Consider the following 16704-nt stretch of genomic DNA (forward strand, 5'->3'; position numbering starts at 1 on the left):
AGACGCCCAGAAGCCGCCCAGACACCGAGCCGCCGCCCACATGTCCCTTCATCTATTCAACAATTTCAAAGAGCGCAGTCTTTCTGGCCCCGCCGAAGCGGCGCCACGTGGCTTTCGCCACACAAATCGGCTAAGCCGCTGAGGCTTCGCCAAAATCGAAAGAGCTGATCACCTCGAAGCCTGCATTCGCGGGTCCGAGGAAGCGGCGGGCGCTGCTGCACCGTGCCGGGAGGCCGCCATCTATGGGCGGCGATCTGAGTCGTCAACACCGGATTTCAAAAAACTTCAAAAAAGATCGTCGCGCGCCCGGAAAACGGATTCTCTACCGCGCATCAGGACTGGCGCCTGAGCAGCCGCAGCGGCGATGCCGGCTGCCGCTGCCCCACCAGGCGGGCGGCGGTATCGAGATCGCGCTCGATCACCCCCGAGGTGAAGCGCGCGATCGCGCGGCGCGTGCGATCGAAGGCGCTTTCGGCCCGCGCGCCGCGTTCGACCACCACGCGGCTTCCCCAACTGTCGGCGAGTGCGCGCAGATCGGGGAGCACGCCGCCGCGCGACGCGCCCGCCCCCACCACGACCGAGGGAAAGGGCAAACGGATTCGCGGCGACGCGAAAGCGTCCCTGAGCTCACCGTCATCGTCGCGCGACTCGTCGGGCTGGAAGAAGATCGCACCCGCGACGCGCGAGACATAGGAAGCCGGCGACAACCGCGCCCACCATGCCGTGGCGAAGCAGCCCGCACCCTGCGCCAGCAACAGCACCGCGCGATCGGCCTGCGTGACCGCGGCGTCGAGCTTCGCCCCCAATAGGTTGCGTTCGCCCAGCGTGCGTGCGCGCAACGGGACATGCGCCTCTCCGCGTTCGGGCCAATGCAGCAGCGACGCCCAGGGCGCACGGCCGTTACCGCCAATCGTCACCAGCGAGAGACCGTCGGGAAGAGCGAGCGCACCCATCGGGTATTCTCCATCATGAAAAGCGACTCAATCTATACCTGGCAAATGGGATATTGAACCGAAAAGTCGCAGGAAAGAGACGAAACGCATCATTGTTTCGCCGGATGCCGCGTCGCGCCCGATTCGCGCCATCCTTGTTGCTTCGGGCGCTCCGAGAGGCCGTTTCCGGAACGTACCGACCATTTCCCTCGTTTGGCCGAAGCGGATGCGGTGATTCGCCGCACCCCTGATGCGGCTCGCCCGCTAGTTTAGAGGAGGAAGCCAGATGAAGAAGTCTCTTGCAGCCGTGCTCCTAGCCGGCTCGATGTCGCTCGCCGCCTGTACGAGCACGACCGATGATAGCACGCTCGCCGCGGCAGGCACCGGCGCTGCGGTAGGCGGTGCCGGTGGCGCCGTGGTCGGTGCAATCGCCGGCGCTCCGATCGCAGGCGCAGTCATCGGTGCGGCCGTCGGCGGGATCGCCGGCGCAGTCTGGGCCGATGCCAACAACGACGGCCAGGCCGACGGCTATGTCAGCAACGGGCAATATTATCCGGGTGCCCCGGCAGGCTATACTGCGACTCGCAACTGCCGCAGCGTGGGCGGAACCGCCGCCACCGGCGCGGGCGTGGGCGCCATTGCAGGCGCGGGCGTCGGTGCGCTGGCCGGCGATGTGCTCGCGGGTGCGGTGATCGGCGCGCTGGTCGGCGGCGTCGGTGGCGCGGTCTGGGCCGATGCCAACAACGACGGTTGCGCCGATGGCTATACCCAGAACGGCCAATATTACGAAGGCGTCCCGCCGTCCTATCAGTCGGCCCCGCCGGCTGCCGAACGCGGCTGATCCCAATAGCGCCTGGCCCGTATTCACGGCCAGGCGCTATTTTATTAGCTGATCCTGCAGGCGAAGCGCGGCGCGGCTCCTTCCCTCAGCCTCCGACCAATGCCGCCTGCCGGCTCGGGCTGTTCTCCAGCCCATCGCGATCGTAGCTGTCTTCACGAATAGCCACGCGCTTCGCTTCGGGGAAGGCAGTGAGATAGGTGACATAGACCGGCACCGGTTCGGGCACTTCCTCGCGCAGCTCCGGCTTGCGTGATTTGGGGCGAAGCGGCTTGCCGAATAGCCAGCGGCCGAACCGCGCCGCATCCTCCAGGCGGATGCAGCCGGCGCTGTAATGCCGGTCGGCGGTGCGGAAGAGCGCCTTGTCGGGCGTGTCGTGCAGGTAGATGTCCTTGTCGTTGGGGAACATGAACTTGACCTTCCCCATGCCGTTGCCCGGCCCCGGGCGCTGGCGCACACGCACGGTGCGGAACCCCGAGGCAACCGCCTGCCAATCGACCAGCGTCGGATCGGCGGCCGCGGCCTCGGCCGACCAGTCCGCCAGCACTTCATAATTATGCCGCCGCAGATAGGTGGGGCCTGCGCTCGTCACTTCGGGTGCGATCCGGTCGCGCACCAGATCCGTCGGCACGTTCCAATAGGGGTTGAGCGTCGCATAGCGGATCACGCCCGCCATCATCGGCGTCGGGGTTTCGGGGCGGCCGACGATCACCTTCATGCTGTCGACCTGCCGTTGCCCCTCGTACATGAACAACCGGGCGCCCGCGGCGTCGACGACGACATGGCGGCCTTCAGGATTGGCCGGCAGCACGCGTAGCCGTTCGAGGTTGACACGCATGATCGGTGCGCTCAGCGCATCGGGTCCGGCTGCAGCAAGCGCGTTCCGGAGCTGGCCATAGAGCGGGTGCATCCAGCCCTGCCCCGCGACATATTTGGCGAGCGACGGCGCCGAGACCGCCGCTTGCAGCACATCCTCCTCCTCGGGCACGGGCGGGCGGGCCTCCGGATCGGCGAACTCGAGCGAAGGCTTCTTCACGCGGCGCAGCGCGCGCACATAGCCGACGAAATTGTTCGAGAGCAGCGCCTCGGCGCGCGCCAGCCGCTTGGGGCTCGGTTCCTCTGCCAGATCGTCGAACGCGTCGCGGATCGAGCGGACGCGGAACTTGTCCGGGTCGAGCCCGTCGAGATCGGCGGATTCGAGGATGTCGAGCAGCTGGCGAGCCTCGGGTCGGGGGCCGGCGGCAGTGATCCAGATCGGGCGATAGTTGCGCGCGGCGTAGAAGGCGCGCAGGTCCCGATCGAGCCCGGCACCCTTGCCCAATGCTTCGCTGACCTCTTCGCCAGTGATCGGCGCGGCAGCCTGCGCGAAGGCGGCATCGGGAAAAGCGGCGCCGAGCAGCAATGCGAGCGAGGCCGCGGCCATGCCTCTCGAAAGGCGGCGGGAAAGCGTCGGGATAATCGGGTTGGTCGGAATATCGGGCTCCATAGCTTCGGAAATGCTCGCTTGGGGATGATCGAGAATCGAAAACCCCCCAGAAGCCTCCGGGTTCAACAATGCCCGATCATACCAGCGCCATCAGACTCGCATTGCCCCCCGCTGCGGTGGTGTTGATCGAGGTCGAGACCTCCTCGACCAGCCATTCGAGACGATAACCCGCACCGGCGGCCTGCGTGAGGATGATCGGGCCGGACAACGCGGCGATCGCCTCCAGCGCAGCCCGCACCTGCGCGGAATCGCCTTCGATCAGCGCGCCGGCGAATGGCCCCTGCCCTGCCCATTCCTCGATCCAACGGATGCGCGCGGCGACGCTGGCAGGCAGCCCCGCGAAGCCGGAGCGGAGCGCCGGGGGAGCGTGCACCACAAGCGTGTTGCCGCCCGCGAGACTCGCCGCAAGCTGGGCGACCAGCCCGTCCCGCGTCGCAGGGAGCGCGAGCACGGTGCCGCGGGGGTGGAGTGCATAAAGGTTGCGCTCGCCGACGGGGCCGGGAAGCTCGACCTCGCCGCCGAGCAACGAGGCGCTGACGGCGGCGCGGACTCGGGCAGCACCGCTGGCGTCCCCATTGGCCTCCAACCATAGCGCAAGATCGCGTGCGGCGGGATCGGCGGCGGTGGAACTCAACTGCGGCGGCACCGGTGCGCCGTGCACGAGCCGCCCGAGGTAGAGCGGGCCGCCGGCCTTGGGGCCGGTGCCGGAGAGCCCGCGGCCGCCGAACGGCTGCACGCCCACCACTGCGCCGATCACATTGCGATTGATGTAGAGATTGCCGGCCTTCACGCGCTCGGTGACGTGCGCGATCGTCTCGTCGAGCCGGGTGTGGAGACCGAAAGTCAGACCATATCCCGTCGCGTTGATTTGGTCGATCAGGCGGTCGAGCCCGTCGCGACGATAGCGAACGACGTGGAGGACCGGACCGAACACCTCGCGCTCCAGGTCGGTGATGCCCTCCAGCTCGATGATCGTCGGGGGCACGAAAGTGCCGTGCATGGTCTCGCCAGCGAGCGTGATCTGCTCGACCGCACGGCCCAGCCCTCGCATCCGATCGATGTGCTTTTCGATATTGGCCTGGGCCTCGGCGGTGATCACCGGGCCGATGTCGGTGCTCAGCCGGTCGGTGCGGCCGATCGACAGCTCGTGCAGCGCACCCTTGAGCATCGCGAGGATACGATCGGCGACTTCCTCCTGAAGGCAGAGGATGCGCAGTGCCGAGCAGCGCTGGCCCGCGCTGTCGAAGGCGGAGGCGATCACGTCCCCCACCACCTGCTCGGCGAGGGCGGAGGAATCGACGATCATCGCATTCTGGCCGCCGGTTTCGGCGACGAAGGGAATCGGCGTGCCCTGGGGCGAAAGGCGCTTCGCCAGCTCGCGCTGGATCAGCCGCGCGACTTCGGTCGAGCCGGTGAACATCACGCCCGCGGTTCCGGGCGCCGCGACCAGCGCAGCCCCGATCGCACCGTCGCCGGGGAGCAGCTGGAGCGCTTCCGCGGGGACGCCGGCCTCGTGAAGGATCGCAACGCCCTGTGCGGCGATCAGCGGGGTCTCCTCGGCGGGCTTGGCGAGCACCGGATTGCCCGCGACCAGCGCGGCGGCGACCTGGCCAGTGAAGATCGCGAGCGGGAAGTTCCACGGGCTGATGCAGACGACTGGGCCCAGCGGCGGATGCGCCGGCCCGAGCGTGCGCCGCGCCTGCTCGGCATAGTAGCGCAGGAAGTCGATCGCCTCGCGCACCTCCGCAATCGCATTGGGGAGCGACTTGCCTGCCTCGCGCATGATCAGGCCGAGCAGCGCGGGCATGCGCGCCTGCATCAGGTCTGCGGCGCGTTCGAGACAGACGGCGCGCTCGGCCGGCGCGACCGCCGCCCAACGGGACGCCGCGGCCGCCGCTTTGGAAACGGCAGCCTGCGCCTGCCCGGGCGAAACTTCGAATACGGTGCCGACCTTGTCGCGGTGGTCGGCGGGGTTCAGCACGGCGCGCGGCGCGCCGGTGCCGTCGCCGGGCGCCGCGGTCCAGTCGCCGTGCGCCCCTTCGCGCATCGCGCCGCTCAGCATCGCCAGCGTGGCTTCGCTCGCAAGATCGAGCCCCGCGGAATTACGGCGGGAGCCATAGAGATCGCCCGGCAGCGCGATGCGGGGGTGCTTCTGGCCCACTACCGGCATCGCCCGCACCGCCTCGACCGGATCGGCGACGAGCTCGGCGACCGAGACCTCGGGATCGGCGATGCGATTGACGAAGGACGAATTGGCGCCGTTCTCGAGCAGGCGGCGAACGAGATATGCGAGCAAGGTCTCGTGCGTGCCGACCGGCGCGTAGATGCGGCACGGGCGATCGAGCTTGTCCTTGCCGACGACCTGCTCATAGAGCGGCTCGCCCATGCCGTGGAGGCACTGGAACTCATAGTCGCCGATCGCAAAGTCCGGCCCGGCCATCTCGTAGATCGTCGCGAGTGACTGGGCATTGTGCGTCGCGAACTGGGGAAAGACCGCGTCGGTGGCGGCGAGCAGCTTCCGCGCGCAGGCGATATACGCGACATCGGTGTGGATCTTGCGCGTATAGACCGGGAAGTCGGCGAGCCCGTCGAGCTGCGCACGCTTGATCTCGGCATCCCAATAGGCGCCCTTGACCAGCCGGACCATGATCCGCCGCTCGGCGCGGCGCGCGAGATCGACGATCCAGTCGATCACGAACGGGCAGCGCTTGCCATAGGCCTGGACGACGAAGCCGAGCCCGTTCCAGCCGGCGAGATCGGGATCGAGCGCAAGGCTTTCGAGCAGGTCGAGCGAAAGTTCGAGCCGATCGGCCTCCTCGGCATCGATGTTGAGCCCGATGTCGTGGCCCTTGGCGAGCACCGCCAGCGCCTTCACGCGCGGCAGCAGCTCGCCCATCACCCGGGCTGCCTGGGCACGCGAATAGCGCGGATGGAGCGCCGAGAGCTTGATCGAGATGCCGGGGCCGCCATAGACGCCGCGCCCGTTCGAGGCAGCACCGATCGCATGGATCGCCGCTTCATAATCACGGTAATAGCGCGCCGCGTCGGCCGCGGTCGTCGCAGCCTCGCCGAGCATGTCATAGCTGTATTGGAAGCCCTGCGCCTCGAGCGGCTTCGCGCGCTTGAGCGCTTCCTCGATCGTCTCGCCGGTGACGAACTGCTCGCCCATCATCCGCATCGCCATGTCGACGCCGCGGCGGATCACCGGCTCGCCCGCGCGCGCGATCAGCCGGGTCAGCGCCGCCGCGAGCCCACTGTCGTTGACGCTGCTGGTGAGCTTGCCGGTGACCACCAGCCCCCAGGTCGCGGCGTTGACGAAAAGCGAGCGGCCGTCGCCCACATGCGAGCGCCAGTCGCCGCCCGCGATCTTGTCGCGGATCAGTGCGTCGCGGGTCTCGTCGTCGGGAATGCGGAGCAGCGCTTCGGCCAGGCACATCAGCGCCACGCCCTCCTGGCTAGAAAGCGCATATTCCTGCACCAGCCCCTCCACGCCCCCACCGCGGCGCCCCGCGCGCAGGCCGGTGACGAGCGCAGTGGCAGTGCGCGCTGCGGCGGCACGGATGGCCTCGGGCAGCGACGCCTGATCGAGCAGCGCGGCAACGCACTCGGGCTCGGGCCGGCGGCAGGCAGCGGTGATCGCCTGGCGGAGCGGAGTCTGCTCGCGGATCGGCGGCGCGAATTCGGCGAAGAGCGGCGGGAAATCAGACATGGTGGACTCGCACTGCAAGGGATCTCTTCGCCCCCTACAACGCCCCAGTTTGGCAATCCGCCCAATGATGCTAGTTTTGTGGGCCGATCGATCCTTATTCTGCCGCAGGAGCAGCGCATATGGCCGTCAAACAGTCACTCGATAGTGAAATCGACCTGTTCGACCGCAAGATCATCGATGCGCTTCGCGAGGACGGCCGGATGTCGGTGACCGAGCTGGCGCGACGCGTGGGGCTTTCGAAGACGCCGTGCCAGGTGCGGCTCAAGCGGCTGATCGACGCAGGCTATATCCTGGGCTTCCGCGCGGTGATCGATCCGGCGAAGCTGGGGCTCGATCACATCGCCTTCACCGAAGTGAAGCTTTCCGACACGCGCGAGACGGCGCTGGAGGAGTTCCGCCGCGCGGTGCTCAGGATCCGCGAAGTCGAGGAATGCCACATGATCGCGAGCAGCTTCGACTATCTGCTCAAGGTCCGCACGTCCGACATTCGCAAATATCGCGAGGTGCTGGGCGAGCGGATATCGAGCCTGCCCCACGTCGCCAGCACCTCCACCTTCGTCGCGATGGAGACGATCCGCGACGCAATGTGAGGGAACAGCCGAACTCCCCCGTTCGGAATTGCGCGCGAAGCCGCCTCAGACCCGCTCGAGCAGCAGCGCGATCCCCTGCCCCACGCCGATGCACATGAACGCCATCGCATAGCGTCCGCCGGTGCGGTGCAGCTCCTCGACCGCGGTCATCGTGATCCGCGCGCCCGACATGCCGAGCGGATGGCCGAGCGCGATCGCGCCGCCGTTCCGGTTGACGCGGTCGTCGTCCGGCGAGAGCCCCAGGTCGCGCAGCACTGCGATCGCCTGGCTGGCGAAAGCTTCGTTGAGCTCGACCACGTCGAGCTGATCCATCGTGATTCCGCCGAGCGCGAGCAGCTTGCGCGCCGCGGGCACCGGGCCGACTCCCATCACCCGCGGCGCGACCCCTGCCGAGGCCATGGCCACGATCCGAGCGCGCGGGACGAGTCCGTTTGCAGCGGCGGCGGCTTCGGAGGCTACGAGCAGCGCCGCGGCGCCATCATTGACGCCCGAGGCATTGCCCGCGGTAACCGTGCCGTCCGGGCGCACCACCGGCTTGAGCTTCGCCAGCGCATCAAGGCTGGTCGCGCGCGGATGCTCGTCGGTGTCGACGGCGATCGGATCGCCTTTCTTCTGCGGCACCATCACCGGCACGATCTCAGCCGCGAGCCGGCCCTTGGCCTGGGCAGCCGCCGCCTTTTCCTGGCTGCGCAGCGCGAACCGGTCCTGATCCTCGCGGGAAACGCCCCACTCCTGCGCGACATTCTCCCCGGTTTCCGGCATCGAATCGACGCCGTACGCAGCCTTCATCGCCGGATTGACGAAACGCCAGCCGATCGTCGTGTCCTCGAGCTTCTGCCCGCGCGCGAAGGCGCTGTCGGCCTTGCCCATCACATAGGGCGCGCGGCTCATGCTCTCGACACCGCCGGCGATCATCAGCTGCGCATCGCCGGCGCGGATCGCGCGTGCGGCAGAGCCGATCGCATCGAGCCCGGACCCGCACAACCGATTGACCGTTGATCCCGGAACCTGCTCCGGCAGCCCCGCAAGCAGCACTGCCATCCGCGCGACGTTGCGATTGTCCTCCCCTGCCTGATTTGCGCAGCCGAGGATCGCGTCGTCGACAGCCTGCCAGTCCACGCCCGGATTGCGCTCGACCAGCGCACGCATAGGCACCGCGGCGAGATCGTCCGCCCGAACGGAAGCAAGCGAACCGCCGAAGCGCCCGATCGGCGTGCGGACGGCATCGCAAATGAAAGCCTGGGTCATGCGGCGCTCCTCTCGATTCCCATTCGTGCGGGAATCGAGCCGATCATGGCGCCTGCACAGTATCGCCGCCAGCCCCGGGGCGACTGCCCGTCGCTAGAGGATGGGCCCAAGCCCCAGTGGCGGAGAGGGTGGGATTCGAACCCACGGTACCCTTGCGGGCACAACGGTTTTCGAGACCGTCCCAATCGACCACTCTGGCACCTCTCCGCAGGGGGGCGGCGCGCATTTGTCCCGCGGGGGACGGCACGCCCGATCGATGGAGGCGGGCCATTAGCGCAATGATTCGAGCGGCACAAGCGGGGTCCTTGTGCGAAACCGCGGGGCCATTAAATTGTTGCCATGCCTCGTGCCCCAACGCCTTCCGCCCCTCTCGCAGCCGCAGTCCCGATGCCCGCGGTGGCAACGGCGCGCTTCGCCATCGGCGATGTCGTGCGTCACAGGATGTTCGATTTCCGCGGCGTGATCTTCGATGTCGATCCGGTGTTCGCCAATTCGGACGAATGGTATGAGGCGATCCCCGAGGACGTGCGCCCGCGCAAGGACCAGCCCTTCTACCATCTCCTCGCCGAAAACGCCGATTCGAGCTACGTCGCCTATGTCAGCCAGCAGAATCTGGTGGTGGACGAGAGCGAGGAGCCGGTGGACCATCCCGCGATCGCCGGGCTGTTCGAGCGCTATTCGGGCGGCCGCTACAAGCTGAAGCGCGAGCACCGGCACTAAGCCTGCATTCAGCTCGCTTCTCGGCGGCAAAACTTGCTGGAATCATCAACTCGAGGTTGACTTCCGCATCCTCCTCCCTTAGCTGCGCGCTTCCTCCTGCCGGGGCGTTCCCTGGCGGGCATAAGCATTTGTAGGTTGAGACAGAGCCATGTTCGCTATCGTGCGCACGGGCGGCAAGCAGTATCGCGTCGCCGCCGGAGACAAGATCGTCGTCGAGAAGCTCGACGGTGAGGCCGGTTCGACGGTCACGTTGGGCGACGTTCTGCTCGCCGGCGAGGGTTCGGAGCTGAAGCCGACCGACGGGCTCACCGTCTCGGCCGAGATCATCGCGCAGGCGAAGGCCGAGAAGGTCATCGTCTTCAAGAAGCGCCGCCGGCACAACTATCGCCGCAAGAACGGCCACCGCCAGCAGCACACGATCCTGAAGATCACTGCCATCGGTGCACAGGAAGAGAAGAAGAAGGCCGCGCCCAAGGCGAAGAAGGCCGCCGCCCCCGCCGAGGCAGAAGCCCCGGCCGCGGAAGCGTAAGCAAGAGATTCGAGGAGTATAGACAATGGCACATAAGAAGGCAGGCGGCTCGTCCCGCAACGGTCGCGACTCTGCTGGCCGTCGTCTCGGCGTAAAGAAGTTCGGTGGCGAGGTCGCCATTGCCGGCAACATCCTCGTGCGTCAGCGCGGCACCAAATTCTATCCGGGCGTGAACGTGGGCATGGGCAAGGACCATACCCTTTTCGCGCTCGTCGACGGCCGCGTGTCGTTCAAGGAAGGCAAGCTTGGACGTAAGTTCTGTTCGGTCGACGCGATTATGGAAGCAGCCGAATAACATCGGGCAGCCAGCCGGGTTGCCCACCAGGGTGACCCGGGTCCGAATCGGACCAGCTTGAAAGGGAGACGGGTCGCCCCGGCTCCCTTTTTTCATGCTCCCTCCCTACCCTAGTGTCCCTGACGTGTCATCGAGACGCGCCATGGCGCTGGCCGATACGAGGAGAGTGACATGTTCGCGCGTACCGAGAGACTGACCCTGCGGCCCGGATGGCCCGAGGATGCGCACGATCTGGTGCGCGCCATCGCGCATGAATCGGTCGTCACCAAGCTCAGCCGCGCGCCCTGGCCCTATACGCTCGGCGACGCGCTCGACTTCCTGAAGCGCGTGCCCGGCACAGCCGAGAGTGCGATGCTGATCTGCGCGCACCATCCCGATGCGGTGCGGCTGGTGGGCGGCATCGGAATCCACCTCGACGAGGAAGGCAATCATGAGCTCGGCTATTGGCTGACGCCGGGTGCCTGGGGCCGCGGCTATGCGACCGAGGCCGGACGAGCGGTGATCGCCAATGCGCGCCACACGCTGCGGCTGCGCAAGCTCACCGCAGGGCATTTCGTGGACAATCCCGCTTCGGCACGCGTGCTGCGTAAGCTCGGCTTCCGGCCGACGGGCAAGGTGGTGCCTACCCCCTGCCGCGCGCGCGGGGAAATGGTGTCCACGGTGAAGTTCGAGATGGATCTCACCGCGCAGGACAGCTGCGACGACCCCGCGCGAGGGATGATGGCGGCCTGACACGGCGCGGTCGGCTTTCCGGCCGCGCCGGAGTCTTTGCTTTCGCCGTGGCTTTCCTCCACTAGGTCGAGGAGCACCGAGGCAATTTCGCAGTCATTTCCATCCATGTCCGCCGATAAACGCAAGCGCCTTTCTCCCGAACAGTCGCGCGATGCCGCGCTCGAAGCCGCGCGGGCGTTGCTGCTCGAAGCGGGGCCGCAGGCGGTGACGCTCAAGGCGGTATCGGCGCAGATCGGGCGGACGCACGCGAACTTGCTGCATCACTTCGGCTCGGCCGCGGGGCTGCAGAAGGCGCTCGCCGCACGCATCGCCGATTCGGTTACTGCCAAGATCGTCGCGGCAGTGGTGCGGGCGCGCGAAGGCGACCATGACCCCCGGGAAGTGGTGGACCTCACCTTCGATGCGTTCGGCGAGGAAGGCGCGGGAGCGCTGGCGAGCTGGATGATCCTGAACGGCAACGAGGACGCACTCGACCCCATCCTGGAAGCGATCCACCGGCTGGTCGACGAGATCGCCGATGGCCACAGCGAACAGGCCGCTTCGCTGCACGAAGAGACGCTCCAGCTGACATTGATGGCACTTGGGGACGCGCTGCTCGGCGCGCCTATGGCCCGTGCGCTGGGGCTGCCGCGGAACAAGGCACGCGAGCTTGCCGCCGCTCAGCTGCGGAGCTCCGTGGTGAACCAAAACTAGAGTTTGATCCGCCCGAGTTGAAGCAATCGGTTCCCCGGCGAAGGCCGGGCCCAGTATCGCAGCGGTCTTGAGAGTGCCCGGCGCTTCGTTGGCGGCATTGCAACTGGCGCCGGCCTTCGCCGGGGAACCGATTCGAGTCAAATGAGCCGACTCCAGCTACTCGGCTGCTGCGCGGGTGCGTCGTGCTTCGCTTTCCATTGCTTCGGCGATCGCGCGGGCCAGGCCGGCGAGCGTATAGGGCTTGCGTAACACCGAATGGCCCGAGAAGGCGCCCGGATCGGCCTCACCCGCAAAGCCGGTCACGAACAGCACCGCCACGCCGTCGATGCTCTCGCCCAGCCCCGCAATCATCTCAGGGCCGGTCTGACCGGGCATCAGCACGTCGGTGACGATCAGATCGAGCGCCTCCATTCGCGCCACGACCGCGCGCACCGCGAGCGGATCGTCGCAGGCAGTGACACGGTGCCCCAGCTCTTCGATCGCACTGACCGTCGCGGTGAGCACGCGGGGATCGTCCTCGACCACGAGAACGTCGAGGCTGCGCACGGGAGCATCAATGATCGACGCGATCGGCTCGGCCTCGGCGCTCGCCACTGCTTCCCCGATGTGCCTCGGGAGATAGAGGGTGACGCTCGTTCCCTTGCCGGGCGCGGTCTCGATCGCGATCTCGCCATCCGACTGACGGACGAAGCCGAAGATCTGGCTGAGCCCGAGCCCGGTGCCCTTGCCTACCGGCTTGGTGGTGAAGAAAGGCTCGAACACGCGTTCGAGCACGTCTGCCGCCATGCCGCAGCCGGTATCGCTCACGGTGATCGAGACATAGTCGCCCGCAGCGCATTCGCCGACCTGGCCCTCCGAAAGCGCCACGCCGCCGGTGCTGATGGTCAGCGTCCCGCGCCCTTCCATTGCGTCGCGCGCGTTCACTGCCAGGTTGAGCAGGGCATTCTCGAGCTGGTGACGGTCCACCCAGACGCACCAGCCCTTGCCCGCATCCTTGGTCCTCACCCGGATCGCATCCCCCAGCGTGCGATCGAGCAGATCGGACATGCCGTCGATCAACACGCCCGCTTCCACGGGCTCGGGCAACAGCGGTTCGGCGCGCGAGAAGGCGAGCAGCCTGCGCGTGAGCGCCGCGGCGCGGTTGGCGCCTTCCATCGCGTTCTCGATGTGCCGGTGCGTGTCGGGACCGCCGATGTGCAGGTGGCGCTTGGCGAGTTCGAGTCCGCCGAGCACGACCGCCAGCATATTGTTGAAATCGTGCGCGATGCCGCCGGTGAGCTGGCCGACGGCCTCCATCTTCTGGATCTGGCGCAGCTGCGCCTCCGCCTGCGCGCGATCGCGCGCTTCCGCACGAAGCTGCGCAGTCGCGGCGTCGACGGCCTGCTGGAGCTCGGCGGCGCGCTCGCGCTGGGCGATCGCCTCCGCGTCGGCGACGGCGCGCTGGCCGTGCGCCTCGATCGCCAGCCAGCCCAGCGCCACCGCGCCGAGGACGATGAAGATGCCGAACCCCATCAGGATTCGCGACGCGAGGTTGGAATTCTCGATGAGGTTGCCCGCCGCCTGGGTACGCTCGCGCAGCACTCCGCGTTCGAGGTCGACGACGCGCTCCAGCAGATTCTCGACTCGCTCGCGCGCTTCGCTCTGGCGGACGCGGTAATAGCTGCCCCAGGCGTCGCGATCGCGGCCGAATGCGGAATAGGCGGCCGTCTCGTTCAGCTCGCGGCCGCGCTCTTCGAACGCCTTCTGCAGCGCCACGACCTGCTCGCGCTGGGCTGGATTGTCGCCCGACGCCTGGCGAAGGCGGTTCAGCCGCTCGGCAGCGCGGCTCCAATGCGCCGCATATTGCTGGCCGAGCTGCTTGTCGGCGCTGACGACATAGCGGCCAAGCGCAGCCTCCGCGGCGGAAACCGCGCCGGAGAGCTGGTTGGCGCGCAGCATGATCTCGAAGCTGCGCTGCTGCAGCGCCAGCGCGCGGTCGCGCTCGTGATCGGTGCGCTGCTGGAGGATGATGATCGCCGCCAGCACGCCCACGCCGAGCAATGTCAGCAGGCCGAGCATCCAGACCCGCCAGTTCGTCGTACTGACGACGCGGTCGAGCACATTGGCGGGCGCTTCGCTCATCCCGTTGAATCTAGGGGAGCTTGGCGACTTACAAAAGCAAAACCTTTCGGTTCAGCCGATAACCCCAACGGCTCGTCCCGCAGCATGGAACATTTTCAAAACTCGTTCCACCTGCTCACTGGTGTGCTCGGCGCAAAGCGAGCAGCGCAGCAGGTATGTGCCGGCCGGCGTCGCGGGCGGGCGGGCCATGTTGACGTAGAGCCCACCATCGAGCAGCGCCTGCCACATCGCCACCGCCTGCTCCTGATCCTCCAAGATCACGGCGATGATCGCGCTGTCCGGCGTCTCGGTGCCGAGCTTGAAGCCCATTGCCTTGAGCCCGCCGTGCAGCGTGCGCGCATTCTCCCACAGGTGCGCGCGCTTGTTGTGCGCGTGCATCAGCTTGCGGATCGACATCGCCGCGGTCGCGACCACCGAGGGCGGCAGCGAGGCAGTGAAGATATAGGGGCGGCAGGCGAGCCGGATCGCTTCGAACTTCGGATGGTCCGAGATGCAGAAGCCGCCGACGGTGCCGACCGACTTGGAGAAGGTGCCGACGACGAAGTCGATCTGCCCCTCCAGCCCCTGGTCCTCATAGACGCCGCGGCCATTGGGGCCGAAGAAGCCCATCGAATGCGCCTCGTCGACGAGCACCATCGCGCCGTGCTTCTTGGCGACCGCTACCATCTCGCGGAGCGGCGCGATGTCGCCGAGCATCGAATAGACGCCCTCGAGCACCACCAGCTTGCCCGCCTCGGCAGGCAGGCGGCCGAGACGCTTGTCGAGATCCGCCACGTCATTGTGGCGGAAGCGGACGATCTCGGCATATCCCTGCTTGCAGCCGTCGTAGATCGAGGCGTGGCTGTCGGCGTCGAGGATGACGTACTCACCCTTCCCCGCCAGCGTCGAGATCATGCCCAGGTTGGCCATATAGCCGGTCGAGAAGACGATCGCGCCCGAGACGCCGTAGAATTCGCGCAGCGCCTGCTCGACTTCCATATGGTCGCGGAAGGTGCCGTTGAGCATGCGGCTGCCGTTGGTGCCCGATCCGAACTGGTCGAGCGCGTCCTTGCCGGCCTGGATCACGTCCGGATCGAACGTCATGCCCATATAATTGTAGGTGCCGAGCAGGATCGTGTCCCTGCCCGCGATCACCGCCTCGGTGGGCGACTTCACCTGATCCATCACGATCGCGAAGGGATCGGTCACGCCGCTGTCGAGCAGCGCCTGGCGCTCGGCGATCAGGGCGTCGAACTTGGACATAAGGTCACGCTCGGGCGTTACCGGCGAGGGGTTCTCGGGCAGCGCGTCGGCGGTCTGGATCGAATCCGTCATTCTATAATTTCCCAAAGACCCGTTCGTGCTGAGCTTGTCGAAGCACCGCTCTTTGTTCGCTCGTCGGCAGAAGAAGAACCACCCTTCGACAAGCTCAGGGCGAACGGGAAATATCTCAGCCCTTGAGCTTCTGCACCGCGTCGACGAGCTGGCCGACATTCTCGATCTCGGCCTGCATGTTCATCGTGATGAGGATGTCGAACTCGTCCTCGATCGCCGCGACGAAATCCATCACGGTCAGGCTGTCCCATTCGAGATCGCCTGCGAAGGTGGTGCTCTCGGTGAGCGTCACGCCCTTCTTGTTGAAGGGCTCGATCTGGGCTTTGACGGTCTCGAAGACCTCGGCACGGTCAGTCATGGGCGGTCCCTTAGTGGCATCGGCGAGCGGTGCCAAGGAAATGCGGCGGAAACGCGCCGCTGGCGGGGCGCGCGCGGACCAATATCGTTCCGCCCTCCTCGGCTCAGAGCAGCCCCTCCTCGCGGTACCAGGCGACGGTGGCGGCGAGGCCGGCGGGGGTTTCGACCTGCGGCTGCCACAGATCGGCAGGTGGGCGGCGGGCGGCGTCGATCACCCAGTCCTGGTGGCAGAAATAGGCGACACGATCGGGCGTGAGCTTGGCGCTCTTGCCGCGGACCAGCCGATCGAGCTGCGCACCGGCCATCAGCAGCGGGCGCGGCAGCGCGAAGGCGGCTACGCGCTTGCCGACCGCAGTGCCGATCGCCCGCGCGAAATCCTCATGGCTCCAGCCCCCTTCGGTGCCGTCGTCCGCGTCGTAGATGCGTGCGGTGGCTTCGTGAGTGGCGAGCGTCAGCAGCAGCCGGGCGAGGTCGCCGACTTCGATCGCCGAAAGCCGCCCGCCCGGCGGAAGCAGCGCGAGGCCGCGCTTCGCCAGCTTGAACAGCTCGAGCATCTCCATATCGCCGGGGCCGTAGATCGCAGGCGGGCGGACGATGTCCCATGCGAGGCCAGACGCCTTAACCAGCTTGTCGCCCTCGGCCTTCGACCAGCCATAGGCGGACATTCCGGGCTCGCGCGCGGCGAGCGAGGAGACATGGACGAAGCGCTCGACTCCTGCGCCCTTCGCGGCGTCGAGCATGTTGCGCGTGCCTTCGACATTGCCGCGAGCGAAGCCCTCGCGGTCGGGGGCGTTCACCACGCCCGCGACGTGGATCACCGCGTCGGCGCCGCTGCACAGCTCTGCGAGCGCGTCGGTCGCATCGAGGTCGCCGCGCACCCAGGCGATGTTCGCCCGCTCGGCCTGCTCGCGCCGGGTGAGCGCGCGGACATGGTGCCCGGCCTCGGTCGCCAGCGCGATCAGCCGCGAACCGACGAAGCCGGTACCGCCGGTGATGGCGAGCGTGGTCATGGGTTTTGCTCACGCGAAGGCGCGAAGGCGCGAAGCGACCCAGCTTGGTTCACGCGGAGGCGCGAAGGCGCGGAGACACTCGCCTCGCCGCGCCAGCGGCGCTTCAATCCACCCGCTCGCCAAGCCATTG

At 67.3% G+C, this 16704-nt stretch carries 15 protein-coding genes and 1 tRNA gene; 7 read left to right on the forward strand and 9 right to left on the reverse strand.

Features of this window, described 5'->3' with window-relative positions; all coding sequences use genetic code 11:
• Window positions 1-332: 332 nt before the first annotated feature.
• The gene (locus ACMGDH_RS14295; RefSeq protein ID WP_436828643.1) at window positions 333-953 is read right to left on the reverse strand and encodes an alpha/beta hydrolase; all 621 of its coding nucleotides are present in this window, start codon (window positions 951-953) and stop codon (window positions 333-335) included.
• 265 nt (window positions 954-1218) lie between these two features.
• Between ACMGDH_RS14295 and ACMGDH_RS14300 the strand changes: the two genes are divergently transcribed.
• The gene (locus ACMGDH_RS14300; RefSeq protein WP_436828644.1) at window positions 1219-1773 is read left to right on the forward strand and encodes a YMGG-like glycine zipper-containing protein; all 555 of its coding nucleotides are present in this window, start codon (window positions 1219-1221) and stop codon (window positions 1771-1773) included.
• 85 nt (window positions 1774-1858) lie between these two features.
• On the opposite strand, the gene ACMGDH_RS14305 is transcribed toward ACMGDH_RS14300, so the two are convergent.
• Together ACMGDH_RS14305 and putA are read right to left on the reverse strand one after the other, a co-directional pair.
• Window positions 1859-3193, reverse strand: coding sequence for a L,D-transpeptidase scaffold domain-containing protein (locus tag ACMGDH_RS14305; protein ID WP_436828645.1), 1335 nt, complete (start codon window positions 3191-3193; stop codon window positions 1859-1861).
• 139 nt (window positions 3194-3332) lie between these two features.
• The gene (putA, locus tag ACMGDH_RS14310) at window positions 3333-6965 is read right to left on the reverse strand and encodes a trifunctional transcriptional regulator/proline dehydrogenase/L-glutamate gamma-semialdehyde dehydrogenase (RefSeq protein ID WP_436828646.1); all 3633 of its coding nucleotides are present in this window, start codon (window positions 6963-6965) and stop codon (window positions 3333-3335) included.
• A gap of 119 nt (window positions 6966-7084) precedes the next feature.
• Between putA and ACMGDH_RS14315 the strand changes: the two genes are divergently transcribed.
• Window positions 7085-7555 carry an Lrp/AsnC family transcriptional regulator gene (locus tag ACMGDH_RS14315; protein ID WP_436828647.1) on the forward strand — a complete coding sequence of 157 codons (471 nt, stop codon included), beginning with the start codon at window positions 7085-7087 and terminating at the stop codon, window positions 7553-7555.
• A 45-nt stretch (window positions 7556-7600) separates the two neighbouring features.
• Here the strand turns inward: ACMGDH_RS14315 and pcaF are convergent, their stop codons facing one another.
• Together pcaF and ACMGDH_RS14325 are read right to left on the reverse strand one after the other, a co-directional pair.
• The gene (pcaF, locus tag ACMGDH_RS14320) at window positions 7601-8803 is read right to left on the reverse strand and encodes a 3-oxoadipyl-CoA thiolase (RefSeq protein WP_436828648.1); all 1203 of its coding nucleotides are present in this window, start codon (window positions 8801-8803) and stop codon (window positions 7601-7603) included.
• A gap of 117 nt (window positions 8804-8920) precedes the next feature.
• Window positions 8921-9010, reverse strand: a tRNA-Ser gene (locus tag ACMGDH_RS14325).
• Between the two features lie 132 nt (window positions 9011-9142).
• Here ACMGDH_RS14325 and hspQ point away from each other — a divergent pair.
• The 5 genes from hspQ to ACMGDH_RS14350 all read left to right on the forward strand — a co-directional run bounded on the left by hspQ (window position 9143) and on the right by ACMGDH_RS14350 (window position 11772).
• The gene (hspQ, locus tag ACMGDH_RS14330) at window positions 9143-9523 is read left to right on the forward strand and encodes a heat shock protein HspQ (RefSeq protein ID WP_436828649.1); all 381 of its coding nucleotides are present in this window, start codon (window positions 9143-9145) and stop codon (window positions 9521-9523) included.
• 148 nt (window positions 9524-9671) lie between these two features.
• A complete protein-coding gene (rplU, locus tag ACMGDH_RS14335; protein ID WP_436828650.1) occupies window positions 9672-10052 on the forward strand; it encodes a 50S ribosomal protein L21 in 381 nt (126 codons plus the stop codon).
• A 25-nt stretch (window positions 10053-10077) separates the two neighbouring features.
• A complete protein-coding gene (rpmA, locus tag ACMGDH_RS14340) occupies window positions 10078-10347 on the forward strand; it encodes a 50S ribosomal protein L27 (protein ID WP_436828651.1) in 270 nt (89 codons plus the stop codon).
• 171 nt (window positions 10348-10518) lie between these two features.
• On the forward strand, window positions 10519-11079 hold the full coding sequence (locus tag ACMGDH_RS14345) for a GNAT family N-acetyltransferase (RefSeq protein WP_436828652.1): 561 nt from the start codon (window positions 10519-10521) through the stop codon (window positions 11077-11079).
• Between the two features lie 105 nt (window positions 11080-11184).
• The gene (locus ACMGDH_RS14350; protein ID WP_436828653.1) at window positions 11185-11772 is read left to right on the forward strand and encodes a TetR family transcriptional regulator; all 588 of its coding nucleotides are present in this window, start codon (window positions 11185-11187) and stop codon (window positions 11770-11772) included.
• Window positions 11773-11928: 156 nt separating this feature from the next.
• On the opposite strand, the gene ACMGDH_RS14355 is transcribed toward ACMGDH_RS14350, so the two are convergent.
• From ACMGDH_RS14355 to ACMGDH_RS14370, 4 genes are all read right to left on the reverse strand, one after another.
• Window positions 11929-13893: an ATP-binding protein gene (locus ACMGDH_RS14355; RefSeq protein WP_436828654.1), complete on the reverse strand. Its 1965-nt coding sequence runs from the start codon at window positions 13891-13893 to the stop codon at window positions 11929-11931.
• A 51-nt stretch (window positions 13894-13944) separates the two neighbouring features.
• Entirely contained in the window at window positions 13945-15207 is a 1263-nt protein-coding gene (gene spt, locus ACMGDH_RS14360) for a serine palmitoyltransferase (protein ID WP_436828655.1), read from the reverse strand.
• 115 nt (window positions 15208-15322) lie between these two features.
• Window positions 15323-15565, reverse strand: a complete 243-nt coding sequence (locus tag ACMGDH_RS14365; protein WP_436828656.1) for an acyl carrier protein — start codon at window positions 15563-15565, stop codon at window positions 15323-15325.
• Window positions 15566-15668: 103 nt separating this feature from the next.
• Window positions 15669-16574, reverse strand: coding sequence for an NAD-dependent epimerase/dehydratase family protein (locus tag ACMGDH_RS14370; protein WP_436828657.1), 906 nt, complete (start codon window positions 16572-16574; stop codon window positions 15669-15671).
• Window positions 16575-16704: the final 130 nt, after the last annotated feature.

The sequence above is a fragment of the Sphingomonas radicis genome (assembly GCF_051400635.1).
Lineage (GTDB): Bacteria > Pseudomonadota > Alphaproteobacteria > Sphingomonadales > Sphingomonadaceae > Sphingomonas.